The sequence below is a fragment of the Pseudomonas sp. CFBP2511 genome, assembly GCF_030209255.1.
Classification (GTDB): Bacteria; Pseudomonadota; Gammaproteobacteria; order Pseudomonadales; family Pseudomonadaceae; genus Aquipseudomonas; species Aquipseudomonas avellanae.
On record NZ_JARVSI010000019.1, the window covers coordinates 24,818 to 49,617 of the forward strand.

Sequence of the window (24,800 nt, forward strand, 5' to 3'; positions counted from 1 at the left end):
TCCTTCATTTTACCGATGGTGAGTGTTGCCAGCCGGTCGCTGAAAATGGCGAACCTGGATCTGGAAACCATTACGTAAGCCTACATAGAGGCTTTCCCCGGGAACTAGCCCCGCAGCGATGGCCCAACGGGCCAGGTCTTCCTGCTCGAAACCTAACCAGAGATCGCCACAGGCCTCTCTGGCCCAACTCTGGTCATGACTACACAGTTCTGTTACCAGCAAGCTACCGCCGGGTTTTACATGGTCGGCCAGTTGCCTCAAGGCTTCGGCCGGTGCTGCAAAGTGGTGAAGCACCATGTTGAGGACGACACAATCGGCACTGACTTTAGTGTCGGTCAGTGCATCGGCCAGTCTCAGCTCAACGTTAGCCAGTGCCCTGCGCTCGCACAGGCCCCGCGCCAGTTCAAGCATGGCCGGGCTGCTGTCCATGGCAATCACCTGCTGGAAGCGTTGCGCCAGCTCTGGCAGAAAGCCGCCGTCCCCGGGGCCTACTTCCAGCGCCGTTGCCTGCGCACCGAAGCTCAGTTTGTCGAGCAGCGTCAGCAGGCTCTCGCTGTATTGCGCCAGCCCTGCAATCAGGTCTTGCTGAGCGCGAAATTTCTCTGCAGTGCGGGCAAAAAAGTCCTGGCTGGCCAGTGCGCGCTGGCGATGCACCAGGCTGATACGCCCCTGAACATCATCGGGCAAGCCTAGCGTATCGATTTCATCGAGCAACGCTGCATGCAGCCTGCCGCCGGGCAGATCGGTATGCGGCAGGGCGCGACGGTAGAAAATCGCATTGCCTTCACGCCTTGTCGCAACCAGATCAGCCTGTGCCAGCACTTTGAGGTGGTGACTCATGCCGGACTGGCCAATGGCAAAAATCTGCGCCAGTTCCAGCACGCCAAACGAATCGTTGCTCAGCGCGCGCAGCACATTCAGTCGCAAAGGGTCGCCGCCGGCCTTGCACAATGCAGAGAGGTCGTCGCAGGCGTCATGGCGAATGGCAGGTACGCGCAGGTTCATGGTTGCGCAGTCTAAAGAGCGATCCTGAACGTCGCAAGGGCAATATCAAAAAGTTTTGATATTGCTTGATGGGTGGCATCGGTCAGGCGTTGTGAACTTGTCGCGCTGATGGGTAATCCAGTTCTTACAGGCCAAATAATGTCCGTGATGCAGGAAAAAAGCCTATGGTCGACTATCTGTGATTGCCCCCGGCCTGTCCCTGAGGGAAAATGGCCGTCTTTTTTCCGATCCTAATTTTACAATTCCCAGGAGATCAGCGATGCCAAGCCGTCGTGAGCGTGCCAATGCTATTCGTGCCCTAAGCATGGATGCCGTGCAAAAAGCCAACAGCGGCCATCCGGGTGCCCCGATGGGCATGGCGGATATCGCCGAGGTTCTGTGGCGCGATTATCTGAAACACAACCCGACCAACCCGTCGTTTGCCGACCGTGACCGCTTCATCATGTCCAACGGCCACGGCTCGATGCTGGTCTATTCACTGCTGCACCTGACCGGCTATGACCTGTCCATCGACGATCTGAAAAACTTCCGTCAGTTGCACAGCCGCACGCCGGGCCACCCGGAGTTCGGCTACACCCCAGGCGTTGAAACCACCACTGGCCCACTGGGTCAGGGTTTTGCCAATGCCGTCGGTTTCGCCGCTGCCGAGAAGACACTCGCTGCACAGTTCAACCGTCCAGGCCACTCCATCGTTGATCACCATACCTACGTGTTCATGGGTGATGGCTGCATGATGGAAGGCATTTCTCACGAAGTCGCCTCCCTGGCCGGTACGCTGCAACTGGGCAAACTGATCGCGTTCTACGATGACAACGGCATCTCCATCGACGGCGAAGTTGAAGGCTGGTTCACCGATGACACGCCAAAGCGCTTTGAAGCCTACGGCTGGCAGGTCATTCGCAATGTCGACGGTCATGACGCCGACGAGATCAAGACCGCCATCGACACGGCCCGCAAAAGCGATCAGCCAACGCTGATCTGCTGCAAGACCACCATCGGTTTCGGCTCGCCGAACAAGCAGGGCAAGGAAGAATCCCACGGTGCACCGCTGGGCGCTGACGAAATCGCCCTGACCCGCGCTGCCCTGAAGTGGAACCATGGTCCTTTTGAAATCCCGGCTGATATCTACGCCGAGTGGAATGCGAAGGAAAAAGGTCTGGCTGTTGAAGCCGAGTGGGACCAGCGCTTTGCTGCCTACTCTGCTGCCTTCCCGGAGCTGGCCAATGAATTTATCCGTCGCATGAGCGGCGAACTGCCTGCTGACTTTGCCGAGAAGTCGGCGGCTTACGTTGCCGAAGTCAACGCCAAGGGCGAAACCATTGCCAGCCGCAAGGCCAGTCAGAACGCGCTGAGCGCACTGGGCCCGTTGCTGCCGGAAATTCTCGGCGGTTCGGCTGACCTGGCCGGTTCCAACCTGACCATCTGGAAAGGCTGCAAGAGCATCACCGGCGAAGACCCTAACGGCAACTACCTGCATTACGGCGTTCGCGAATTCGGCATGGCCGCCATGATGAACGGTATCGCTCTGCACGGTGGCTTCGTGCCATACGGCGCAACCTTCCTGATCTTCATGGAATACGCGCGCAATGCGGTGCGTATGGCCTCGTTGATGAAGAAGCGCGTGATCTACGTGTTCACCCATGACTCTATAGGTCTGGGCGAAGACGGTCCGACTCACCAGCCAATCGAGCAGCTGACCAGCCTGCGTACCACGCCGAACCTGGACACCTGGCGTCCGGCAGATGCCGTTGAATCGGCTGTGGCCTGGAAATACTCGCTGGAGCGTAACGACGGCCCGTCCGCGCTGATCTTCTCGCGTCAGAACCTGACTCACCAGGCGCGCGAACAGCAGCAAATAGATGCCATCGCTCGTGGTGGTTATGTATTGCGCGACTGCGCTGCAGAACCCGAGCTGATCCTGATCGCGACCGGCTCTGAAGTCGGTCTGGCCGTTGAAGCCTACGAAAAGCTGACCGCTCAGGGTCGCAACGTTCGTGTGGTTTCCATGCCATGCACCAGCGTGTTCGAAGCGCAGGATGCAGGCTACAAGCAAGCCGTTCTGCCGCTTCAGGTCAGCGCACGTATCGCCATCGAAGCGGCCCATGCCGACTACTGGTACAAATACGTGGGCTTGGAAGGTCGCGTGATCGGTATGACCACCTTTGGCGAGTCGGCGCCTGCGCCGCTGCTGTTCGAAGAGTTCGGCTTCACGCTGGAAAACGTCCTGAGCATTGCTGAAGAGCTGCTGGAAGACTGATCAGCTGCTTGATGGTTTGTGTTTGATTTTGTGGGAGCGGACTTGTCCGCGAATGCAGCAACTCGGTAAATCAGCTACACCGAGTGCTCCCATTCGCGGACAAGTCCGCTCCCACATGACTGTTATCCCCTGGCGAAAATGTCATGCCCCAGCCCCGCCCTTACAAAGTTGCTCTGAACGGTTACGGCCGTATTGGCCGTTGTGTTGTACGCGCGTTGTGCGAGCGGGGGACCAAGGCCGGGTTTGAAGTGGTTGCCATCAACGATCTGGCTGACATGGCCAGTCTCGAATACCTCACGCGCTTTGACTCCACACACGGCCGGTTTCCCGGCGAAGTGCGGGTCGAAGGGCAATACCTGCATATCAACGACCACCGTATCAAGGTGCTGCGCAGTGCGACGCCGGAGGGCATCGACTGGGCCGGGCTGGAAGTCGATCTGGTGCTTGAATGCTCAGGTGTTTACAACACCCGTGACGACGGCCAGCGTTTTCTCGCGGCCGGCGCGCCACGGGTGCTGTTTTCCCAGCCGATGGCCAGTGAGCGCGATGTCGATGCCACTGTGGTGTTCGGCATCAATCAGCAGAAAATGACCGGCCGGGAATTACTGGTTTCCGCAGCGTCGTGCACCACCAACTGCAGTGTGCCGCTGCTGCGTTTGCTGGATCAGGCCATCGGGCTTGAATACATCACCATCACCACAATCCACTCGGCGATGAACGATCAACCGGTGATCGATGCTTATCACCACGAGGATCTGCGCCGCACACGCTCGGCGTTCCAGTCGATCATTCCGGTGTCCACCGGTCTGGCGAGGGGAATCGAGCGGCTGCTTCCGGAACTTGCCGGCCGAATTCAGGCCAAAGCTGTTCGTGTGCCGACCGTCAATGTGTCGTGCCTGGACATCACATTGCAAACGGCGCGGGACACCGATGCCGTGGAAATCAACCGTATCCTGCGCGAGGCTGCCACCAGCGGCCCGCTCAAGGGGCTGCTGGCCTACACTGAGTTGCCGCACGCCAGTTGCGATTTCAATCATGACCCGCATTCGGCGATTGTCGATGCGAGTCAGACCCGCGTTTCTGGTCCAAGGCTGGTGAATCTGCTGGCCTGGTTCGATAACGAGTGGGGCTTTGCCAATCGAATGCTCGACGTCGCTGATCACTTTTTGCGCGTCGCTGACCAATAACAGTAAAAAACAGGAATGCTCATGACCGTCTTGAAGATGACCGACCTCGATCTGCAAGGTAAACGTGTACTGATCCGCGAAGACCTCAACGTCCCGATAAAGGACGGCGTTGTCAGCAGCGATGCACGTATTCTTGCTTCGCTGCCGACCATCAGGCTGGCGCTGGAAAAAGGCGCGGCTGTCATGGTCTGCTCGCACCTTGGCCGTCCGACCGAGGGCGAGTTTTCTGCTGAAAACAGCCTCAAGCCGGTTGCTGAATACCTGAGCAAGGCATTGGGTCGTGACGTTCCGCTGGTCGCCGATTACCTGGACGGCGTTGACGTCAAGGCGGGCGATATCGTGCTGTTCGAGAACGTTCGCTTCAACAAGGGCGAGAAAAAGAACGCCGACGAGCTGGCGCAGAAGTACGCGGCCCTGTGCGACGTGTTCGTGATGGACGCTTTTGGCACCGCTCACCGCGCTGAAGGCTCGACCCACGGCGTGGCCAAATACGCCAAGGTTGCCGCTGCTGGCCCGTTGCTGGCTGCCGAACTGGAAGCGCTGGGCAAGGCGCTGGGCGCTCCGGCTCAGCCAATGGCTGCTATTGTTGCCGGCTCCAAAGTGTCCACCAAGCTGGACGTGCTCAACAGCCTGAGCGCGATCTGCGATCAGTTGATTGTTGGCGGCGGGATTGCCAACACCTTTCTGGCTGCAGCCGGTCACAAGGTCGGTAAATCGCTTTACGAGCCAGACCTGCTCGACACCGCGCGCGCCATTGCCGCCAAGGTCAGCGTGCCGTTGCCGACTGACGTGGTGGTTGCCAAGGAATTCGCCGAGAGTGCCACTGCAACCGTCAAGCTGATCGCCGATGTGGCCGACGACGACATGATTCTGGATATTGGTCCACAGACTGCTGCGCACTTCGCAGAACTGTTGAAATCTTCCGGGACTATCCTGTGGAACGGTCCGGTTGGCGTGTTCGAATTCGACCAGTTCGGTGAAGGCACCAAAACGCTGGCCAAGGCCATTGCTGAAAGCAAAGCGTTCTCCATCGCGGGCGGTGGCGACACCCTGGCCGCGATCGACAAGTACGGTGTGGCAGATCAGATTTCCTATATTTCGACCGGTGGCGGTGCGTTCCTCGAATTCGTGGAAGGCAAGGTTCTGCCAGCGGTTGAAATGCTCGAACAACGTGCCAGGGCCTGAGTAGTGGCTTTGGACAAGGAGTAGTCAATGGTCAGGGCGTTACCGTGGTTTCTCATCGCAGGTTTGCTGGCCGGTTGCGCGGGCAAACCTGCGGCTGATGAGGTGGAGAGTGATTCCCAGACCCAGCCGCTCCAGCTGAGCTGCTATCAGGCGGGCTGGCAAGCCGAGACCGTGCCGGTGATCTACAAGCGTGGCGGGCCGGAGGTGTGGGATCGGTACGAATTCATGCCGCGCAAAACCGGCAGCGTGGGTTGCCTGTAGTTCAGGCCTGAGACCGGTCAGTCACGATTGACCGGCTTCGGTGGTTTTTATTGAATGAATATTTTTCCGAGCAGCCAGGAGACGTGATGAAAGGCGTGATTGCCCTTGGGGTTTTTGCACTGCTTGGCGGTTGTTCGAGCATGAGCACACCGCAGCAGAATGACCCTTGGAACCGTTGGGTCTGCGACAGCAATGCAGAGGTCAACTGGCGCTACATCGACTCGGCCAAAAAGGAAGTCGATGTTCGCCTCAATCAGAGCGACCAGGTGTTCAGGCTCAAGGCTGAACCCGGCGCTGCCAGCGGAACGCTGTACAGCAACAACGTGTTGGCATTCGTCAACAAGGGTAGCGAGGGCCTGATCTACTGGGACGCTACCAACGATCTGATCGGTCGCGGCTGCAAGGCCCGATAAGCCGGATCACGCGCACACACGCCCGGCCCTTGTGGCCGTGCCTATAACTTGAATAGCAGCCGCCACTACGGCAGGCTTGCACGATAACGACCCTACCGGGAGAGAGACAGACAATGGCACTTATCAGCATGCGCCAGATGTTGGACCACGCAGCCGAATTCGGCTATGGCGTTCCAGCTTTCAACGTAAACAACCTGGAACAGATGCGCGCCATTATGGAAGCGGCCGACAAGACCGACTCCCCGGTGATCGTTCAGGCTTCTGCCGGTGCCCGCAAATACGCCGGTGCGCCGTTCCTGCGCCACCTGATTCTGGCGGCAATTGAAGAATTTCCGCACATCCCAGTGGTCATGCACCAGGACCACGGCACCAGCCCTGATATCTGCCAGCGCTCGATCCAGCTGGGCTTCAGCTCGGTCATGATGGACGGCTCGCTGCGCGAAGACGGCAAGACCCCGGCTGACTATGACTACAACGTCGATGTGACCCGTCGCGTAGTGGCCTTTGCCCACGCCTGCGGTGTTTCCGTGGAAGGCGAGCTGGGTGTTCTGGGTTCGCTGGAAACCGGCATGGCCGGTGAAGAAGACGGCGTTGGCGCAGAGGGCGTTCTGGACCACAGCCAGATGCTGACTGACCCCGAGGAAGCGGCTGACTTCGTCAAGCGCACCCAGGTTGATGCACTGGCCATCGCCATCGGCACCAGCCACGGCGCGTACAAGTTCACCAAGCCGCCTACCGGCGACATCCTGGCGATCGAGCGGATCAAAGAGATCCACAAGCGCATCCCGAACACTCACCTGGTGATGCACGGTTCTTCGTCGGTCCCACAGGAATGGCTGAAGATCATCAACGAGTTCGGCGGCGACATCAAAGAAACGTACGGCGTGCCGGTCGAAGAAATCGTTGAAGGCATCAAGCACGGCGTGCGCAAGGTCAACATCGACACTGACCTGCGTCTGGCTTCTACCGGTGCCATCCGCGAATTCATGGCCAAACACCCAAGCGAGTTCGACCCGCGCAAGTACCTGGCCAAGACCGTTTCGGCCATGCGCGACGTGTGCATCGCGCGTTACGAAGCATTCGGCACCGCTGGCAACGCCTCGAAGATCAAACCGGTCTCCCTGGACGCCATGTTCGAACGCTACGCCCGTGGCGAGCTGGATGCCAAGATCAACTGAGTTGATCGAGCATTGAAGAAACCCGCAGAAATGCGGGTTTTTTTATAGCGCTTTGAAATTGGTTGCGAGGCTTGGATTTGTGACGCAGAGCGTGCGGTTATCGTGCGACGCTCCGCGTCGTATGCCGTTCTGGACGCTCTGCGTCCGGTCTTCGCAACTAAACGCTTTTCATCAACCCCGCACACGCCGCCTTGTACGCCTCGTGCTGATACTTGTTCAGGGTGTCGGGCAAGGCGAAGTTGTGTTTCTTGTTCTGCGCATTGATGGTCTGCGGCGAGATCAACAGGACTTCGCAATCGGACATCAGTTGAAAAATGGTTTCGATCTTGAACGTGGTCGGGCCGCCGGCGAATTCGCCTTTCTTGCTGCGTTTTTTGATCACCACATGGCTGACGCCGTTTTCGCGCACGAAGCCTGCGAGCTGTGAGGCGAAGACTTTGACGTTGGCGGCCTCGTCGTCGTCTTCCAGCGCAAGCTTTTTGGTGGCGAGTGGCAAATGCCCTATATCACCGCCTTGGCGGGTGGCGAGGGCGAAAATGGCTTCGCTGCCTTTGATTTCTACACCGCAAATAATCATGAGAAAACCTGATGAGCTGGTTCATATAAAGAAACAGGTTATCTCATCGTAGCCGTTATTCCTGCGCAATCGACTCCAGGTATTCCGAACGCTCATCGCTCATGCGCGCAATACAGTCGTTTTCACTGATGGTGAACGCCTTGCTGCCGGCGGCAGAAGGGAACACATCGACCGCGCAATCGGCATCACGCAGCTTTTCCCACGCCTGCTGAGCCGTCTTGAGTTTGCTCGTAAAGTCGTTGTACTGCGTCTTGTTGGCGACGAACTGCGACTGAACACGCTTGAGCAGGTTGTTGAAATTTTCCTTAAGCAATTCTTCTGCGGTCGTGCGGCTGTAAACCGAGCATTCCAGGGTCTGCTTGTCGTCGTCAACACCGTCACAAGGCGAAGCGTCCGGGTTCTGAGCAGCCTGCACGCCTGTTACAGCCGTCGCCATCAGGGCCAAGGTCAGCAAAAACGTTTTCATCGAGTCGCTCCGATCCATTGATACGCTGGATTCTGTCTCAAGCGCGAGACAATGAACAGGTTTACGACATCGCAGGACGATACGCCGTCACCCTTTGTCGCATCTTGACGCTTTCGGCAAACCCCCTGTCGTTTTTGCACCCGGCTCACCTGACCCTCCGGCATATGCTGGCCTCATTAGCGCCGACAGCCGATTCGGCGCGCCGCAAGCAAAAAAGGGGACAGCCTGATGAGCCCAGCCGAACTGCACGCCGACAGCATCGTTATTGACGGGCTGATCATCGCCAAGTGGAACCGCGAGCTGTTTGAAGACATGCGCAAGGGCGGCCTGACCATGGCCAACTGCACCGTATCGGTATGGGAAGGCTTTCAAGCCACTATCAACAGCATCTGTACCAGCCAGAAACTGATGCGCGAGAACAGCGACCTGGTCATGCCGGTGCACACCACCGCCGACATCCGCAAGGCCAAGGAGCTGGGCAAGACCGGCATCCTCTTCGGCTTCCAGAATGCGCATGCCTACGAAGACCAGATCGGCTACGTCGAGATCTTCAAGCAGCTCGGCGTCGGCATCGTGCAGATGTGCTACAACACGCAGAACCTGGTCGGCACCGGGTGTTACGAACGCGACGGTGGCCTGTCGGGTTTCGGCCGCGAAATCGTCGCTGAAATGAACCGCGTCGGGGTGATGTGCGACCTGTCCCACGTAGGGTCGAAAACCTCTGAAGAAGTCATTCTCGAATCGAAGAAACCGGTCTGTTATTCCCACTGCCTGCCCTCCGGCCTCAAAGAGCACCCGCGCAACAAGTCCGACGCTGAACTGAAGTTCATTGCCGACCACGGCGGCTTTGTCGGCGTGACCATGTTCGCGCCGTTTCTGGCCAAGGGCATCGAGTCGACCATCGACGATTACGCCGAAGCCATCGAATACGTGATGAACATCGTGGGCGAGGATGCCATCGGTATCGGCACCGATTTCACCCAGGGCCACGGTCAGGACTTTTTTGAATACCTGACCCATGACAAGGGCTACGCCCGCCGCCTGACCAGCTTCGGCAAGATCATCAACCCGCTGGGCATCCGCACCGTGGGCGAGTTCCCCAACCTCACTGAAACCCTGCTCAGGCGCGGTCACCCCGAGCGCGTGGTGCGCAAGATCATGGGCGAGAACTGGGTCAACGTGCTGGCGGACGTCTGGGGCGAGTAACCCGCCAGCCAAACCTTATCGAATTGAACCCCCATGGCCCTGATGGCGGTGGGTGTAGCCCCTCTTATCTGGAGTTTGACCCCATGGCTAAAATCGCCCCGCAACTGCCCATCGAAGTCGACAGCGAAACCGGTGTCTGGACCTCCGATGCGTTACCGATGCTCTACGTACCACGGCACTTTTTCGTCAACAACCACATGGGCATCGAAGAAGTACTGGGCGCCGACGCCTACGCCGACATTCTCTACAAGGCCGGCTACAAATCTGCCTGGCACTGGTGTGAAAAAGAGGCCGAATGCCATGGTCTGCAGGGTGTTGCGGTGTTCGAGCACTACATGAAACGCCTGTCGCAACGCGGCTGGGGGCTGTTCAGGATTCAGGACATCGATATCGAGAAAGGCACCGCCAGCGTCAAGCTTGAGCATTCATGCTTTGTGTACGTCTACGGCAAGGTCGGGCGCAAGGTCGATTACATGTTCACCGGCTGGTTCGCCGGTGCGATGGACCAGATACTCGCCGCCAGTGGCAGCTCGATCCGGACCGTTGCCGAGCAGATTTACGGTGGCTCCGAAGAAGGTCACGACGACGGACTGTTTGTCGTCAAGCCGCTGTAAATCGAGGATCGCGTTATGGCTTTCGAAGCGATGTTCCAGCCGATCCAGATCGGCAAACTGACAATCCGCAACCGTGTGCTCAGCACCGCGCACGCCGAGGTGTACGCCACCGACGGCGGCATGACCACTGACCGTTACGTGAAGTATTACGAAGAGAAAGCCAAGGGCGGTATTGGCCTGGCGATCTGCGGCGGCTCGTCGAGCGTGGCCATTGACAGCCCGCAAGGCTGGTGGAAGTCGGTCAATCTGGCGACCGACAGGATTATCCCGCATTTTCAGAACCTCGCCGACGCCATGCACAAGCACGGCGCGAAGATCATGATCCAGATTACCCACATGGGCCGACGCTCGCGCTGGGATGGTGATCACTGGCCGACCCTGATGTCGCCATCGGGCATCCGCGAGCCGGTGCACCGGGCGACCTGCAAGACCATCGAACCGGAAGAAATCTGGCGCGTGATCGGCAATTACGCCAGCGCAGCGGCTCGCGCCAAGGCTGGTGGGCTGGACGGCGTCGAATTGTCTGCCGTGCATCAGCACATGATCGACCAGTTCTGGAGCCCGCGCGTCAACAAGCGCACCGATGAATGGGGCGGCAGTTTCGAGAACCGCATGCGCTTCGGCCTGGAAGTCATCAAGGCGGTGCGCAAGGAAGTCGGCCCTGATTTCTGCGTGGGCCTGCGCATCTGCGGCGATGAATTTCACCCTGATGGCCTGAGCCACGAGGACATGAAACAGATCGCCAAGTATTACGACGACACTGGCCTGATCGATTTCCTCGGCGTGGTGGGCTCGGGCTGCGACACCCACAACACCCTGGCCAACGTCATCCCGAACATGAGTTACCCACCGGAGCCGTTCCTGCATCTGGCGGCCGGTATCAAGGAAGTGGTGAAAGCGCCGGTGCTGCACGCGCAGAACATCAAGGACCCAAACCAGGCCACGCGCATTCTGGAAGGTGGCTATGTCGACATGGTCGGCATGACCCGCGCGCACATCGCCGACCCGCACCTGATCGCCAAGATCAAGATGGGTCAGATCGACCAGATCAAACAATGCGTGGGCGCCAACTACTGCATCGACCGTCAGTATCAAGGGCTGGATGTGCTGTGCATCCAGAACGCCGCTACGTCCCGCGAATACATGGGCGTGCCGCATATCATCGAAAAATCCGCCGGGCCGAAACGCAAGGTCGTGGTGGTCGGGGCTGGCCCTGCCGGCATGGAAGCTGCGCGGGTTTCTGCCGAGCGCGGCCATGACGTGACCCTGTTCGAGAAGAAGGCGTTTATCGGCGGGCAGATCACCACCGCATCGAAAGCACCGCAGCGCGACCAGATTGCCGGCATCACGCGCTGGTTCCAGCTGGAACTGGCGCGCCTGAAAGTCGATCTGCGCCTTGGCACCGCCGCCGATGCGGCGACCATCCTCGACCTGCGCCCGGACATCGTGGTGCTGGCAGTGGGCGGTCATCCGTTTCTGGAACAGAACGAACACTGGGGCGCGGCAGAAGGGCTGGTGGTCAGCAGTTGGGACGTACTGGACGGCAAGGTCGCGCCAGGCAAGAACGTGCTGGTCTACGACACCATCTGCGAGTTCACCGGCATGTCGGTGGCTGACTTCCTGGCCGATAAGGGCTGCCAGGTCGAGATCGTCACCGATGACATCAAGCCGGGTGTGGCGATCGGCGGTACGTCGTTCCCGACCTACTACCGCAGCATGTACCCCAAGGAAGTGATCATGACCGGCGACATGATGCTGGAAAAGGTCTATCGCGAGGGCGACAAGCTGGTCGCGGTGCTGGAAAACGAATACACCGGGGCCAAGGAAGAACGGGTGGTCGATCAGGTGGTGGTGGAAAACGGTGTGCGCCCGGACGAAGCGATTTACTACGCACTCAAGGAAGGCTCGCGCAACAAGGGCCAGATAGACATCGACGCACTGTTCGCCATTGAGCCGCAGCCTTCATTGAGCCAGCCGGGCGACGGTTATTTGCTGTTCCGCATCGGCGACTGCGTGGCGCAGCGCAATACCCATGCAGCGATCTACGACGGCTTGCGGCTGTGCAAGGATTTCTGACCGCAGCGGCAAGTTGTCAGCTGCAAGCTGCAAGTAAGAGCTTTTGCCCCATGCTTTTTCTTGCAGCTTGAGGCTTGCAGCTTAAAGCCCGCACCTTAAAGCTCGCACCTGAGGTCAACGTGATGCTAGACACCCTTCTCCCCATCCTGCTGTTCAGCGCCCTGGCCCTCGCGGCGCTGGGTGCCTGGCGGCGGGTGAATATGTGGCGCATGGGCCGTGCTTCCAGAGTCGATCTGCTCGGCGGGCTGTTGGCCATGCCCAAGCGCTACATGGTCGATCTGCACCACGTGGTTGCCCGTGACAAATACATCGCCAACACGCATGTGGCGACGGCAGGCGGCGCGGTCGCCTCGGTTGTGCTGGCGATTCTGGTGCATGGTTTCGGTCTGCATAACCGTGTGCTGGGCTACGCGCTATTGCTGATGACCGCAGTAATGTTCGTCGGCGCAGTGTTTGTCTATCGCCGTCGCCTCAACCCGCCTGCGCGTTTGTCCAAAGGACCGTGGATGCGCCTGCCGAAAAGCCTGATGGCGTTTTCCGCGAGCTTCTTTCTGGTCACGTTGCCGGTGGCCGGTATTCTTCCCGAACACTTCAGTGGCTGGGTGCTGGTCGCCATGCTCGGGTTGGGGGTGTTGTGGGGCGTGAGCGAGCTGTTCTTCGGGATGACCTGGGGCGGCCCGATGAAGCACGCTTTCGCCGGGGCCTTGCACCTGGCCTGGCATCGCCGTGCCGAGCGTTTTGGCGGTGGACGTTCCACCGGGTTGAAACCGCTTGATCTGAATGATCGGACTGCACCGCTGGGTGTCGAGAAGCCCGCAGACTTCACCTGGAACCAGTTGCTGGGTTTCGACGCCTGCGTGCAGTGCGGCAAATGTGAAGCAGCGTGCCCGGCGTTCGCGGCGGGTCAGCCGCTGAACCCCAAGAAGCTGATCCAGGACATGGTCGTCGGCCTTGCCGGCGGCACCGACGCAAAATTTGCCGGCAGCCCGTACCCATCGCTTGATGGCAAAGGCAAGCCACTGGGCGAGCATGGCGGCAACCCGCATCAGCCCATCGTCAACGGTCTGGTGGATGCCGAGACGCTGTGGTCCTGCACCACCTGCCGCGCGTGTGTCGAAGAGTGCCCGATGATGATCGAGCACGTTGATGCCATCGTCGACATGCGCCGCTACCTGACCCTGGAAAAAGGCGCAACGCCGAACAAAGGCGCGCAAGTGCTGGATAACCTGATCGCCACCGACAACCCCGGCGGCTTCGCACCGGGCGGACGAATGAACTGGGCCGCCGACCTGAACCTTGATCTGCTCAGCGTGAGGAAGACAGTAGACGTGCTGTTCTGGGTTGGCGATGGCGCGTTTGACATGCGCAATCAACGCACGCTGCGTGCGTTCGTCAAAGTCCTCAAGGCGGCCAGGGTGGATTTCGCCGTGCTGGGCCTTGAAGAGCGCGACAGCGGTGACGTGGCTCGGCGTCTGGGCGATGAGGCGACTTTTCAGACGCTCGCCCGCCGCAACATTCAGACCCTGGCCCAGTACCACTTCAAACGCATCGTGACCTGCGACCCGCACAGCTTTCATGTGCTGAAAAACGAATACGGCGCATTGGGCGGTGACTATCAGGTGCAGCATCACAGCACCTTCATGGCCGAACTGGTACAGCGCGGCACCCTGAATCTGAGCCAGCACAAAGGCGCCAGCGTCACCTATCACGACCCGTGTTACCTGGGCCGCTACAACGGCGAATACGAAGCACCGCGTGAAGTGCTGCGCGCGCTGGGTATCGAAGTCAGGGAGATGCAGCGCTCCGGCTTTCGTTCTCGCTGCTGCGGTGGTGGGGGCGGCGCACCGATTACGGACATCCCCGGCAAACAGCGGATTCCCGACATGCGTATGGACGACATTCGTCAAACCGCTGCCGAGGTGGTGGCGGTGGGTTGTCCACAATGCACGGCCATGCTTGAAGGTGTGGTTGAACCGCGCCCGCTGATCAAGGATATCGCCGAGCTGGTGGCTGATGCGCTGGTTGAAGAAGTTATCCCCAGCCCGTCTGTTGCCGCCAAACGTGAACCCGCGGAGGTGCACTGATGAGCGACATTATCCGCCGCGATCCTCGTGCTCAATGGATCGCTCGTAATCGACTGCACCCGCTGCACGCGGCCATGCAGCCCGCACAAAGCAGCTGGATGGGTCCCAACGGCTTGATGCGCAAGAACGTGCATGGCCTGGGGTTTATCGGCCCCAATGGCATCAAGCGCATCGACCGTAGCGGCGCGCAGCAGGGCGGGACGAGCAAGCGTTCGGTGGTGTCCGACGTCCAGTTGCCGCTGCATGTGATCGCTACGCCAGCGTTCTATATCAACGTTGTTCCCGACATGGTCGGCGGTCGTTTGAGCAGCCATGATCGCGACGTGCTGGGCCTGGCGCGTCAATTGGCGGGGGCCGAAGGCGCGGTGCTGGCGGTGGTGTTCGGCGAGCATAAAGAGACGGCGTTCGACAGTGCAGGTGTGGACCGCCTGTTGTTGCTCGACGGTAACGAGTTCGATGGCTACTCCCCTGAACAGCGCGTGCAGGGTTTGCGCGCTGTGGATAACCAGTTTGGCCCGCAACACTGGGTATTTCCTGACAGCCGCACTGGCGGTGGTGAACTGGGGCGGCGCTTTGCGGCCAGCCTTGGCGAACGTCCTGCAACGCGCGTCTGGCAGGTCAAGGGCGAGCACTGCACAAGCCGCGCCGGGGCAGGGCGCGAAGACCTTGTGCGTCCCTTGGCGCGTTTGATGCTGGCCGACGTCGAGTGTGCCGAGCCGGTCAGTGAAACCCGTCACGAAGCATTGCCTGTCGAGTTATCCACAGGCGCTGCACGCAGCTTGTCGCGCATTGAAGACCTAGGCGCAGTGGCGGTTGACCCGGCAGTTATCCCCATGGCTGAAGCGGAGTTCATTCTGTCTGGCGGTAATGGCGTCAAGGACTGGGATCTTTTCCACCGCGCCGCGCTGGTCCTTGGCGCAACCGAGGGGGCTTCGCGGGTGGCGGTGGACGATGGTTTCATGGGGCGCGAGCGTCAAGTGGGCGCCAGCGGCACTTGGGTCACCGCGCGGGTTTACCTCGCTGTCGGCATCTCCGGGGCGATTCAGCATCTGCAAGGTATTGGTGCCTGCGACAAGGTCATTGCGATCAATCTGGATGCGGGCTGCGACATGATCAAACGCGCTGATTTGTCGGTCATTGGTGATGGTGGCGAAATCCTCACCGCCTTGGTCGCAGCAGTCCAAGCCTGGCGTAACGGGGAGAAGCGTGATGCGGCCTGACGTGCCTGTGGATAAACATGGCGTACAGATCATCAGCCTGGTTTCCGTAGGCGCGCACCCGACATCAGGCCGTGCGCGGCGCGCCGAACAGGATGCGCGGGCAGTGGAACTTGGCTTGCAACTGGTTGGGGATAACTTGCAGGTGCTGCACGCCGGCAATCCTGCAGAGCCAGCATTGCGCGCCTATCTGGGCATGGGCTTGAGCGAACTGCATGTGCTTGAGCAGCCAGACGGTGCTGACTCGCTGGCCGCGCTGACCGATTACATACGCGACTCTGACGCACAGATGGTGCTGGCTGGCAGCCAGGCGGAAACCGGCGAAGGCTCGGGCATGCTGCCGTTTCTGCTGGCCGAGGGGCTCGGCTGGCCGCTGGTGACGGGGCTTGCTGAGGTCGAGTCGCTGAGTAACGGCACTGCACTGGTTTTGCAGGCATTGCCACGTGGTCAGCGTCGTCGTCTCAAGGTTCGTTTGCCGTTTCTCGCCACTGTGGATAACGCAGCGCCTGCGCCTCGGCAAAGTGCTTATGGGCCTGCGCAGCGCGGAATTCTGGATGTGGACAAGATTGAAACGGTGATTGACGACTTATTCACAGCTCAATCACTGCAGCCTGCCAAGCCGCGCCCCAAGCGTCTTAAGGTGATCAAGGCCAAGAGTGGCGCGGACCGTATGAAAGCGGCTACTGCCAAGGCCAGCGGGGGTTCGGGACAGGTCTTGAAGGGCCTGTCACCCGAAGAAAGCGCGGCGGCGATACTGAAGTTGTTGATTGACGAAGGCGTTGTCAGGTGAGGTGATCGAGTTACACACATTCTCTGTGTGTGCGCCTGTGGATAACGTGTTGGCCGGTTACCAAACGTCACGGATAACGTGGCCTGTAGGGTGGTGATCAAAAAATGAGCAGCTTGGCTTCGACGGTAGTGATCTTGAATGTGGATAAAAAAACGTCTCGGAAACGAGTTTGCGTATTTGCCCACAATCTCTGTTGGTGTGCCTGTGGGTAAGTTGTTCATGGTTGTCTGCACGCCTTTAAATGCTTGATCTCTAGAGGTTTGTGCAAAAAATGATCAAAGTTTGAGCCAGTGTTGACGGTTTCTTTCGCAGGAGGCGTAGGTGGACTTGCTTCAAGTTTTCCACAGGGGACAACTCCGCCGACCTAAGTTATTCCCAAAGTCTGTTGGTGCATCTGTGGATAAATTGTTTGCGTCTGGCTGTAGCCTTTGAAGTACGGGCTTTGCAGTGAGCTGGTTGAAAAGTAACCAGCTCATCTGTACGCCTTGTCCAGTCGCCTGGGCGAGTGGCTTCATCACCCACGTGAGTATGCTTTATTACCGGGAAGGTTTAACTGCTGCTCCCCGGTAATGCCGTTTGAGCAGTTAGTGTTGAGAACCCGTTGACCGCCCAATTAACTTCCACAAGGACGCGGAGCCGAGTTGTTCTGGCGACCATTCAGGGATTGATCGATGGGCCTGAATGCATTCGTAGGTAATGCGCTGATGGGTCACCAATTGGCCTATCTGATACTGCACGTCTGGCGCCCACACCGTGGCATCACCGCCGCTTTCGAATTCAGTCGTGACGGTCAAAGGTACGCTTGCACCAGAAAAACCGTCATTTTGGCTCTGCGCGATAATCTTGTAACTGTATTCAGTTAAAGGAGTGAGTCCAGCGTCGGTATAGGTAGTTTGTGGTGCGATACCAATACGCATCTCATTCCGGTAAACAAGATACTGCTTGATGCGCCCTGTAGGAGCTGTCCACTCAAGGGACACGCTGTAAGCAGTGATATCCGTTGCTTTAAGATCAGTGGGTGCTGATGGCGGTTGATCGTGATCCATGTACACCGTCAGCACTGGGGACAGGTCCGATGTATTCCCCTCAATGTCAGTCGCGCTGATCTGATAATCGTAGACAGCGCCAGGTGAAACATCTGTATCGACAAACGGTGGCGCCGTTGGATCGCCTACAGGCGTGCCGTTTCTGAACAAATTATAGACTCGGATCGGGTGTGTACCTTCCGAAAGCCGCCATATCAGCGTTACCGAATCCTTGGTCTGCCATGACAATGTCAGGTCAGCAGGCGCTGGAGGTTTGTCCGGCACAGGTGTTTCGCCGCCGGTGAGGTACCCGTAGCGGTTCACGAACTCCCAATTGTAGTCCTTGCCGGTCTTGTCCTTGCCCGCATCCCAGTTGACAGACCAGGTCATCAGGCCGCGGATGGGGTTGCCAGCATCTTTCAGTTCTTGCAGTGCGTCTTTGACGTCCTGTGGGTTAATGACGTAACCGGTAGCGGCGGCGTCATTGTTGGTCGGTAGACCAATGGCCAGTCTGTCGGCCGGAATTTTAGTGAAGCCACGCGTACCGTGGATCAAACTGTCGGTCAGATAGTAAAGAAACGCTTTCTTGTGGGCGTCGTTGTTTTGAGTGACCCACAGGTTCAGCTCTTCGACCCATATGCCATCGCCGCCCTGGTTGTAATACTGCGGCGCGATAAAGTCATAGATGTCTTCCAGTGCATTGATATAAGCGAGGTAGGCACCACCGCTTCTCAACGATTCGAGGAACGTCACAAACTCCTTGAGGATAGGGAAGTAGGTGGTGATCTCTTTCAAGACAGGAAGTTTCTTGCTGGCTCTCAGGTAAGGAAACTCCGGGGCCATGCTGATAATGAAGTGCTTGCCTTCCGTTTCGTAGTGTTCGCGCACCATCCTCAGCGCCGCTGGCAATACCGTACGGTTATCAGCAAACGTGATAGCGGCCTGCTCAAGGTCGATGTCCAGCCCGTCAAAGCCGTAGACTTCAACCAGGCGAATAATTTCATAGGCCAGTGGTTCTTCCTGGCCCGCGTGCAGCTCAATGTGCGCATCAGCGCCGCCAAGAGAAATCAGCACCGCACGGCCTTGTGCATTCAGGGCTGCCACTTGGGCGCGAAACGCCTCGTCACTGAGGTTATAAGGCTTGAAGGTGGGAATGCCGGCGCCTTTCATGAAAGCCACTGCCACGACGTTATACGCTTCGGATATATCGGTCAGTTGCATCTCCTTGAACAAGCCCTGCTGGTAGCCCTGGCCGGGTTCGGAAGGCCAGTTGTGCCAGAAGCCCATGAGAATATTTTTGCCTCTTATATCCGGCATGTCAGAGGCTGCGTCGACTTTCTTGTTTTTATATTGATTGATGATTTTTGGGTTGAGCATGGTTCGTGTCTCCGTCCGTTGGATTGACTTCAACTGGAGTTGATCACGAAAGGATTTTTCACGTAACTGTCAGAAATGACGGTATCGATGGAGCAATTTTTTTGCAGGGGAGCGGGAAAGTCGTCAGTCGAGGATCATGCGAGCAGGCTCACCTCGCAGGAGAGTGAGCCGTACCTGGTATTGCCAAAGGCGTGGGAGCCCGCTACTCGTGATTCACCGCCACCCCTTTCAGATAAGGCGCGGGCTCTGCGCCGAGGTTTTCCAGCATACGTGCGCTGTACCAGTCGATGAAATTGACCACGCCGAACTCATAGGTTTTCGAGTACGGGCCGGGCTGATAGGCAGTGGAGTTGATGCCGCGCTGGTTTTCTTCGGCCAGACGGCGGTCCTGGTCGTTGGTGGCGTCCCAGACCTGACGCATGCGCGCCACGTCGTAGTCCACACCCTCTACCGCATCCTTGTGGACAATCCATTTGGTGGAGACCATGGTTTCCTGTGCACTGATCGGCCACACCGTGAACACGATGATGTGATCGCCCATGCAGTGATTCCAGGAGTGTGGCAGGTGCAGAATGCGCATCGAACCCAGCTCCGGGTTCTGGATACGCCCCATCAGTTTCTTGCAGCCGACCTTTCCGTCCATGGTCATCGAGACGGTGCCCTTGAGCAGCGGCATGCGCACGATGCGGTTACGCAGGCCGAAACTGGCGTGGGCGTAAGGGATTTTCTCGGCGTCCCACGCGGCGGCGGACGCGGCGACATGATCCTTGAAGGCCTGGTCGGCACGCGGGTCGGTGACGTCGTCCCATTCCAGCAGGGTCTTGAGCAATTCAGGGTGCGCGCCACCGCAGTGATAGCACTCGCGGTTGTTCTCCAGCACCAGCTTCCAGTTGGCCTTCTCCATCAAGGTGGTTTGCACCGCCACCTTGGTGTTTTCCATGTCGTAGGGTTCCATGTAGTGCTTGAGTGTCGCCAGGAACTCATCGATGGCAGGCGGATTCTCCGCCAGGCTGATAAAGATGTAACCGCCTGCGGTCTTGACGTGCACCGGCTTGAGGCCGAACTGCTTCATGTCGAAGTCGTCGCCCATTTCAGTACCGGCGTAAAGAAGGCGGCCGTCCAGTTCGTAGGTCCACTGGTGATAATGACAGACCAGTTTGGCGACCTTGCCTTTCTCGGCCGTGCACAGGCGCGAGCCGCGATGGCGGCACACGTTATGGAACGCGTTGACTGCACCGTCCGGGCCACGCACTACCAGGATCGGGTTCTTGCCGATCTGCAGGGTCAGGAAGTTGCCCTTGGTCGGGATCTCGCAGGTCATTCCGGCGATCAGCCATTCTTTATGAAAGATTTCCTGCATGTCGATTTCAAACAGCCGGTCATCACTGTAAAAAGGCTGCGGCAGCGAGTACGTGCGCTCGCGATTCTGCAGCATCTCGGCAGTGGCCTTGCGTGCAGGTTCCAGCGGATCGCCCAGGCTCAAGGTTGCGGTGACGTCCATCGTTAAAATCCCTCATGACCGCGTCATGGGCGGCCTGCGAATGTGGCTGATACGGTTGTGGTCAAGACGATAGATCAGTCGTTCACGCTTATGACCCTTGATGGCGAGTGTGGAGCCGGGCGCAGAGCTGACCTTATCCATGGGCGACATGGCCCAATCTGTTCCCGACGCGACAGCCCTTGTTCTTCGGGGCTGGTCGCGGTAAGTACGTGAATGTCGTTGATGGATAAACGGTCGCTTCGCGCGTTACGCAGAATCGGCACATGAGAGGCCGACAGTCGGCCGTGGAGATCAAGTATGTCCCAAAGTTTCCTCAGCCCGGTTACCACCCAGACATGGGCCAACGGGCGTCACCTGGTTCGGGTCGTCAAGGTGATCCAGGAAACCTGGGATGTTCGCACCTTTTGCTTCATGGCCGACCAGCCGATCATGTTCTTTTTCAAGCCCGGGCAGTTCGTGACCCTGGAGCTTGAGATCGACGGCGTGCCGATCATGCGCTCGTACACCATCTCCAGCTCGCCGTCGGTGCCCTACAGTTTCTCGATTACCGTCAAGCGCGTGCCAGGCGGCAAGGTCTCCAATTACCTGCATGACACGCTGAGTGAAGGGCAGGAGCTGGCGGTGCATGGCCCGGTCGGGCTGTTCAATGCCATCGACTTCCCGAACCCGAAAATCCTGTACCTCAGTGGCGGTGTCGGTATCACGCCGGTGATGTCCATGGCGCGCTGGTTCTACGACACCAACGCCAATGTCGACATGGTCTTCGTGCACAGCGCGCGCTCGCCCAAGGACATCATCTACCACCGCGAGCTGGAGCACATGGCCTCGCGGATCGACAACTTCAGCCTGCATCTGGTCTGTGAAAAGCACGGGCTGGGCGAGCCGTGGGCCGGTTATCGCGGCTACCTGAACCAGAAAATGCTCGAGCTCATGGCCCCGGATTTCATGGACCGCGAAGTGTTCTGTTGCGGGCCGACGCCGTACATGACCGCGGTCAAGCGCCTGTTGCAGGAAAACGGCTTCAACATGGCCCAATACCATGAGGAATCGTTCGGCGCGACACCGCCCGAAGCCCGCGCCGATGCGGTCGAACAGGCTGAAATCGCTGCCGACGCACCTGATGTCGACGCCGCTGACCTGCATCAGGTCGAGTTTACCGACACCGGCAAGAGCATCCGCGTGGCCCCGGGCGAAACCGTCCACGCCGCCGCCGCCAAGCTCGGCCTGATGATCCCCAAAGCCTGCGGTATGGGTATTTGCGGCACGTGCAAGGTCATGAAGCTGAGCGGCGAAGTGGAAATGGAACACAACGGCGGCATCACCGACGAAGACGTTGCAGAGGGCTACATCCTGTCGTGCTGCAGCGTGCCGAAGGGCGATGTGCGGATCGAGTATTGAGACCGGACGCGGAGCGTCGCACGACAGTGGGGGGTATCGTTGCGCACGCTCTGGCGTGGGAATGCAGTGCGTGACGCTCTGCGTCACAGATCTGCGCTAAAACGCGTACTCAGGATCTGGCTGGGGCTTCATGACCCCTTCTGACCCTGCCGGTAAATCGCCAGCGCGGGCAGCAGTTGCTGGTCGATGGCCTGGCGGACGGCGGGGAGGAGCGTGGCGCTGCCGCTCAGTAGCTGTTCTACCAAACGTCGCAGGGCGGTAGCGCGTTCGGCGTTCAGGCCGCAGACGGCGTGGGCGCAGGCCTGTTCGGCTGTGGCGCCGCCGGGCGTTTCGAACCCCAGGGCCCTGAGTTGGCCGAGCAGGTCTTCCTGGTCAATCAAGTCTGCGTGCATCATGGCGTCTGTTCCTTTGATCGGGCTTTTTTCCGATTCTGGGAGGGCCGCCTGCCAAGGGCAAGTGCTGTGCGTCGCGCATGGCAGGATTGACTACAGGTACGTCGTTTTCAGTTCAGCTCAGGTCGTGGTCATTGGGTTTGCAGGTTTTCTATCGTGTTGTCGACCATGACTTTTGCCATTTCCACCAGGTGCATGATCGTCAGCGTCATGTCTCGCTGCGCGCCGGTCATGCCGTCGCTGAATTCGTAGGCACTGGTGGCGGCGCAGCGCAGCAGGTCGCTGGCATACATCAGTGCGTCTTCATGGCTGATGGTGGGGTTGGCGCGGTAAGGGGGTGGATCGGGGACGAGTTTGAGCATGTGATGTATCTCCTGGAGTTTTAAAAGACCATTACCGTCGGCTACCAGGCGAGGGTGGTAGTCATGCGCAGGTAGTAGCCCGGTCCAGGAACCCCGGTGCATCCGAAGATGCCCCGCGCACGACCACCATAAAAGTGCAGGCCGTTGAAAGCACCTTGCACGAAGTGGCGCGATGCGCCTGGATAACGAGGGCTACTAATCCTCATCGCTGAATATGCAGCGACGGGCGCAGAGTAGTCATCGAAATCGGCAGGCACAATAGGCCGGGAGCTTCTCGGAAATTTCCTTCAAGTGATACAGACAAATCCCGCAAATTCGTTACAAATTCTTGTTCGTTGCTCAGGTTTGCTAAACTGCGCAGCTTGCCAGGAGCTGCCATGAATTACCGTCACGCCTACCATGCCGGCAACCACGCCGACGTGTTCAAACACCTCACCCTGACTCGCTTGATCGCCCTGATGGCGCGCAAGGAGCAGCCGTTTGCCTACCTCGACACCCACGCCGGGCTCGGGCTTTACGACCTCAAGGGCGATCAGGCTACCCGCACCGGGGAATGGCTTGAGGGTATTGGCCGCCTGTGGAATACCCCAGACCTGCCAGCGCTGGCGGCTGATTATCTGCAAGTGCTGCACGACATGAACCCCGATGGCGAACTGCGCTATTACCCCGGCTCGCCTGAACTGGCCCGTCGGTTGACCCGCGAGCGCGAGCGTGTGCTGCTCAATGAGAAGCACCCCGAAGACGGACGTCTGCTCAAGGAAAACATGAAGGGCGACCGCCGTGTGGCGGTGCATCTGGGTGAAGGCTGGCATGTGCCGCGTGCCTTGCTGCCGGTTGCTGAAAAGCGCGCTGTCATGCTCATCGACCCGCCCTTCGAGCAGCTCGATGAAATGAAGCGTTGCGCGGTGGCGCTCAAGGAAACCATCGGGCGTATGCGTCAGACGGTGGCAGCGATCTGGTACCCGATCAAGGACCCGCGCCTGTTGCGGCGTTTTTATCAGGACCTGGCCGAGACCGGCGCACCCAAGCTGCTGCGCGTCGAATTCTACGTCCACCCGCTGGACACACCGGCAAGCCTGAACGGCTCCGGTCTGGCCATCGCCAACCCGCCGTGGGGGCTTGAAGAAGAATTGCGCCAGTTGATGCCGTATCTGGCCGAAAAGCTGGGCCAGACCCAGGGCGGCTGGAAGATGGACTGGTTGATTGCCGAGTAGGCGTGCCTGCATCCAGAACCGCATGCCCACGCAGAGCGCTCAGCGTGACACACAGGTCCTGACAGGCTTTAGAAGACGGTGTAGGGCGGACCGGGCGACGCTTCGCTTGTCAGCGAAGAGGGTCGTACATCCGCAAAAAAACTGTCGCCCCCACCATCGCCTTCGCGGACAAGTCCGCTCCCACACAAGCGCTCCTACGCTCTCCGGACAGAAGTCCGAGGGGAGTGCCTCAAGCAGGCAGACAAACCCCGGTGCCGCCCAGGCCGCAGTAGCCCTGCGGGTTTTTGGCCAGATATTGCTGGTGGTAGGTCTCGGCGAAGTAGACCGTCGGGGCTTCTTCGATTTCAGTGGTGATACCGCCCAGACCGGCTTTGCTCAATTCGGCCTGAAACGCGTCGGCGCTGGCTTTGGCGGCTGCGAGTTGCTCAGGGGTTGTGCAGTAGATCACCGAGCGATACTGAGTGCCGATGTCATTGCCCTGACGCATGCCCTGGGTCGGATTGTGCGCTTCCCAGAACACTTTCAGCAGCAAGTCATAGCTGATTTTCTCAGGCTCGTAGACCACCAGCACCACTTCAGTGTGACCCGTCAGGCCCGAGCAGACTTCCTCATACGTCGGGTTCGGCGTAAACCCGCCCGCATAACCTGCAACGGTGCTAACCACACCTTCCTGTTGCCACAGGCGGCGTTCTGCGCCCCAGAAGCAACCCAGACCGAAGATGGCGAATTCCACGTTGCTGGTGAACGGCCCCAGCAGCGGGTTGCCGTTGACGAAGTGAGTTTCCGGGAGCGTCATCGGTGTTTCACGACCCGGCAGTGCTTGTTCAGCGGTAGGCAGTACGTTTTTGTTCACTAGAATTTCCGAGCGCAAAGTCATGAACCATATCCTCTCGTGTGGAGACAGGCAGCGGGGGCCAGGACGGATGATCAATACAAATACATAAGTCCCGTTACACGCAGAAACAAGTGCTGCCGTGTAATAACAGACTTACAGTGTGCCCGAGAGAGCGGGGTG

22 protein-coding genes are annotated in these 24,800 nt (G+C 58.9%); 14 read left to right on the forward strand and 8 right to left on the reverse strand.

Annotated features, from left to right (window positions below):
* Positions 1–9: 9 nt before the first annotated feature.
* A complete protein-coding gene (locus QRN38_RS16000; protein WP_005763555.1) occupies positions 10–1,005 on the reverse strand; it encodes an ArsR/SmtB family transcription factor in 996 nt (331 codons plus the stop codon).
* 259 nt (positions 1,006–1,264) lie between these two features.
* On the opposite strand from QRN38_RS16000, the gene tkt reads away from it, so the two are divergent.
* From tkt to fba, 6 genes are all read left to right on the forward strand, one after another.
* Complete coding sequence (gene tkt, locus QRN38_RS16005) at positions 1,265–3,262, forward strand: transketolase (protein WP_007244559.1); 1,998 nt, start codon at positions 1,265–1,267, stop codon at positions 3,260–3,262.
* Positions 3,263–3,405: 143 nt separating this feature from the next.
* Entirely contained in the window at positions 3,406–4,449 is a 1,044-nt protein-coding gene (gene epd / locus QRN38_RS16010) for an erythrose-4-phosphate dehydrogenase (RefSeq protein WP_005763559.1), read from the forward strand.
* 21 nt (positions 4,450–4,470) lie between these two features.
* Entirely contained in the window at positions 4,471–5,634 is a 1,164-nt protein-coding gene (locus QRN38_RS16015) for a phosphoglycerate kinase (protein WP_005763560.1), read from the forward strand.
* Positions 5,635–5,661: 27 nt separating this feature from the next.
* Positions 5,662–5,895, forward strand: a complete 234-nt coding sequence (locus QRN38_RS16020; protein ID WP_003382372.1) for a lipoprotein — start codon at positions 5,662–5,664, stop codon at positions 5,893–5,895.
* An 86-nt stretch (positions 5,896–5,981) separates the two neighbouring features.
* Entirely contained in the window at positions 5,982–6,308 is a 327-nt protein-coding gene (locus tag QRN38_RS16025; protein ID WP_003382373.1) for an MliC family protein, read from the forward strand.
* Between the two features lie 113 nt (positions 6,309–6,421).
* Positions 6,422–7,486: a class II fructose-bisphosphate aldolase gene (gene fba / locus QRN38_RS16030; RefSeq protein ID WP_005763563.1), complete on the forward strand. Its 1,065-nt coding sequence runs from the start codon at positions 6,422–6,424 to the stop codon at positions 7,484–7,486.
* A 157-nt stretch (positions 7,487–7,643) separates the two neighbouring features.
* On the opposite strand, the gene QRN38_RS16035 is transcribed toward fba, so the two are convergent.
* Positions 7,644–8,063 carry a DUF3010 family protein gene (locus QRN38_RS16035; RefSeq protein ID WP_005763565.1) on the reverse strand — a complete coding sequence of 140 codons (420 nt, stop codon included), beginning with the start codon at positions 8,061–8,063 and terminating at the stop codon, positions 7,644–7,646.
* 55 nt (positions 8,064–8,118) lie between these two features.
* A complete protein-coding gene (locus QRN38_RS16040; protein WP_005763567.1) occupies positions 8,119–8,529 on the reverse strand; it encodes a lysozyme inhibitor LprI family protein in 411 nt (136 codons plus the stop codon).
* A gap of 228 nt (positions 8,530–8,757) precedes the next feature.
* On the opposite strand from QRN38_RS16040, the gene QRN38_RS16045 reads away from it, so the two are divergent.
* The 6 genes from QRN38_RS16045 (at position 8,758) to etfB (ending at position 16,516) form a co-directional block, all read left to right on the forward strand.
* Entirely contained in the window at positions 8,758–9,735 is a 978-nt protein-coding gene (locus QRN38_RS16045; RefSeq protein WP_003382379.1) for a dipeptidase, read from the forward strand.
* Between the two features lie 83 nt (positions 9,736–9,818).
* The gene (locus QRN38_RS16050; protein ID WP_005763569.1) at positions 9,819–10,349 is read left to right on the forward strand and encodes a DUF5943 domain-containing protein; all 531 of its coding nucleotides are present in this window, start codon (positions 9,819–9,821) and stop codon (positions 10,347–10,349) included.
* A gap of 15 nt (positions 10,350–10,364) precedes the next feature.
* The gene (gene dgcA / locus QRN38_RS16055) at positions 10,365–12,425 is read left to right on the forward strand and encodes a dimethylglycine demethylation protein DgcA (protein ID WP_011103128.1); all 2,061 of its coding nucleotides are present in this window, start codon (positions 10,365–10,367) and stop codon (positions 12,423–12,425) included.
* A gap of 122 nt (positions 12,426–12,547) precedes the next feature.
* Complete coding sequence (dgcB, locus tag QRN38_RS16060) at positions 12,548–14,509, forward strand: dimethylglycine demethylation protein DgcB (protein WP_057418151.1); 1,962 nt, start codon at positions 12,548–12,550, stop codon at positions 14,507–14,509.
* Entirely contained in the window at positions 14,509–15,729 is a 1,221-nt protein-coding gene (gene etfA, locus QRN38_RS16065) for an electron transfer flavoprotein subunit alpha (RefSeq protein ID WP_057418152.1), read from the forward strand. Before dgcB ends, etfA begins: the two co-directional genes overlap by 1 nt.
* Entirely contained in the window at positions 15,719–16,516 is a 798-nt protein-coding gene (gene etfB, locus QRN38_RS16070) for an electron transfer flavoprotein subunit beta (protein ID WP_057418153.1), read from the forward strand. The genes etfA and etfB overlap by 11 nt, the downstream gene beginning before the upstream one ends.
* Positions 16,517–17,100: 584 nt before the next feature.
* On the opposite strand, the gene QRN38_RS16075 is transcribed toward etfB, so the two are convergent.
* Positions 17,101–18,918, reverse strand: coding sequence for a fibronectin type III domain-containing protein (locus QRN38_RS16075; RefSeq protein WP_057418154.1), 1,818 nt, complete (start codon positions 18,916–18,918; stop codon positions 17,101–17,103).
* 202 nt (positions 18,919–19,120) lie between these two features.
* Entirely contained in the window at positions 19,121–20,419 is a 1,299-nt protein-coding gene (gene gbca, locus QRN38_RS16080; protein ID WP_007244552.1) for a glycine betaine monooxygenase oxygenase subunit, read from the reverse strand.
* A 297-nt stretch (positions 20,420–20,716) separates the two neighbouring features.
* Here gbca and gbcB point away from each other — a divergent pair, with 297 nt between their 5' ends.
* Positions 20,717–21,817, forward strand: a complete 1,101-nt coding sequence (gbcB, locus tag QRN38_RS16085) for a glycine betaine monooxygenase reductase subunit (RefSeq protein ID WP_005763583.1) — start codon at positions 20,717–20,719, stop codon at positions 21,815–21,817.
* Between the two features lie 128 nt (positions 21,818–21,945).
* Here the strand turns inward: gbcB and QRN38_RS16090 are convergent, their stop codons facing one another.
* Positions 21,946–22,212: a hypothetical protein gene (locus QRN38_RS16090; protein ID WP_005737430.1), complete on the reverse strand. Its 267-nt coding sequence runs from the start codon at positions 22,210–22,212 to the stop codon at positions 21,946–21,948.
* Positions 22,213–22,340: 128 nt separating this feature from the next.
* On the reverse strand, positions 22,341–22,571 hold the full coding sequence (locus QRN38_RS16095) for a DUF6124 family protein (protein WP_005763587.1): 231 nt from the start codon (positions 22,569–22,571) through the stop codon (positions 22,341–22,343).
* Between the two features lie 377 nt (positions 22,572–22,948).
* Between QRN38_RS16095 and QRN38_RS16100 the strand changes: the two genes are divergently transcribed.
* Positions 22,949–23,785 (forward strand): 23S rRNA (adenine(2030)-N(6))-methyltransferase RlmJ, encoded by an 837-nt coding sequence (locus tag QRN38_RS16100; RefSeq protein ID WP_057418155.1) that lies wholly within the window; start codon positions 22,949–22,951, stop codon positions 23,783–23,785.
* Between the two features lie 229 nt (positions 23,786–24,014).
* Here the strand turns inward: QRN38_RS16100 and msrA are convergent, their stop codons facing one another.
* A complete protein-coding gene (msrA, locus tag QRN38_RS16105; protein ID WP_057418156.1) occupies positions 24,015–24,662 on the reverse strand; it encodes a peptide-methionine (S)-S-oxide reductase MsrA in 648 nt (215 codons plus the stop codon).
* Positions 24,663–24,800 lie beyond the last annotated feature (138 nt).

What these genes read in the sequence shown, in the direction of transcription:
- QRN38_RS16045 (WP_003382379.1), top strand. Translation starts at nt 8,758, where the DNA reads ATGAGCCCAGCCGAACTGCACGCCGACAGCATCGTTATTGACGGGCTG.
- dgcA (WP_011103128.1), top strand. Translation starts at nt 10,365, where the DNA reads ATGGCTTTCGAAGCGATGTTCCAGCCGATCCAGATCGGCAAACTGACA.
- etfB (WP_057418153.1), top strand. Translation starts at nt 15,719, where the DNA reads ATGCGGCCTGACGTGCCTGTGGATAAACATGGCGTACAGATCATCAGC.
- epd (WP_005763559.1), top strand. Translation starts at nt 3,406, where the DNA reads ATGCCCCAGCCCCGCCCTTACAAAGTTGCTCTGAACGGTTACGGCCGT.
- tkt (WP_007244559.1), top strand. Translation starts at nt 1,265, where the DNA reads ATGCCAAGCCGTCGTGAGCGTGCCAATGCTATTCGTGCCCTAAGCATG.
- QRN38_RS16015 (WP_005763560.1), top strand. Translation starts at nt 4,471, where the DNA reads ATGACCGTCTTGAAGATGACCGACCTCGATCTGCAAGGTAAACGTGTA.
- msrA (WP_057418156.1), bottom strand. Translation starts at nt 24,662, where the DNA reads ATGACTTTGCGCTCGGAAATTCTAGTGAACAAAAACGTACTGCCTACC.
- QRN38_RS16050 (WP_005763569.1), top strand. Translation starts at nt 9,819, where the DNA reads ATGGCTAAAATCGCCCCGCAACTGCCCATCGAAGTCGACAGCGAAACC.
- gbca (WP_007244552.1), bottom strand. Translation starts at nt 20,419, where the DNA reads ATGGACGTCACCGCAACCTTGAGCCTGGGCGATCCGCTGGAACCTGCA.
- QRN38_RS16000 (WP_005763555.1), bottom strand. Translation starts at nt 1,005, where the DNA reads ATGAACCTGCGCGTACCTGCCATTCGCCATGACGCCTGCGACGACCTC.
- QRN38_RS16075 (WP_057418154.1), bottom strand. Translation starts at nt 18,918, where the DNA reads ATGCTCAACCCAAAAATCATCAATCAATATAAAAACAAGAAAGTCGAC.
- dgcB (WP_057418151.1), top strand. Translation starts at nt 12,548, where the DNA reads ATGCTAGACACCCTTCTCCCCATCCTGCTGTTCAGCGCCCTGGCCCTC.
- gbcB (WP_005763583.1), top strand. Translation starts at nt 20,717, where the DNA reads ATGTCCCAAAGTTTCCTCAGCCCGGTTACCACCCAGACATGGGCCAAC.
- QRN38_RS16100 (WP_057418155.1), top strand. Translation starts at nt 22,949, where the DNA reads ATGAATTACCGTCACGCCTACCATGCCGGCAACCACGCCGACGTGTTC.
- etfA (WP_057418152.1), top strand. Translation starts at nt 14,509, where the DNA reads ATGAGCGACATTATCCGCCGCGATCCTCGTGCTCAATGGATCGCTCGT.
- QRN38_RS16020 (WP_003382372.1), top strand. Translation starts at nt 5,662, where the DNA reads ATGGTCAGGGCGTTACCGTGGTTTCTCATCGCAGGTTTGCTGGCCGGT.
- QRN38_RS16040 (WP_005763567.1), bottom strand. Translation starts at nt 8,529, where the DNA reads ATGAAAACGTTTTTGCTGACCTTGGCCCTGATGGCGACGGCTGTAACA.
- fba (WP_005763563.1), top strand. Translation starts at nt 6,422, where the DNA reads ATGGCACTTATCAGCATGCGCCAGATGTTGGACCACGCAGCCGAATTC.
- QRN38_RS16095 (WP_005763587.1), bottom strand. Translation starts at nt 22,571, where the DNA reads ATGCTCAAACTCGTCCCCGATCCACCCCCTTACCGCGCCAACCCCACC.
- QRN38_RS16025 (WP_003382373.1), top strand. Translation starts at nt 5,982, where the DNA reads ATGAAAGGCGTGATTGCCCTTGGGGTTTTTGCACTGCTTGGCGGTTGT.
- QRN38_RS16035 (WP_005763565.1), bottom strand. Translation starts at nt 8,063, where the DNA reads ATGATTATTTGCGGTGTAGAAATCAAAGGCAGCGAAGCCATTTTCGCC.
- QRN38_RS16090 (WP_005737430.1), bottom strand. Translation starts at nt 22,212, where the DNA reads ATGATGCACGCAGACTTGATTGACCAGGAAGACCTGCTCGGCCAACTC.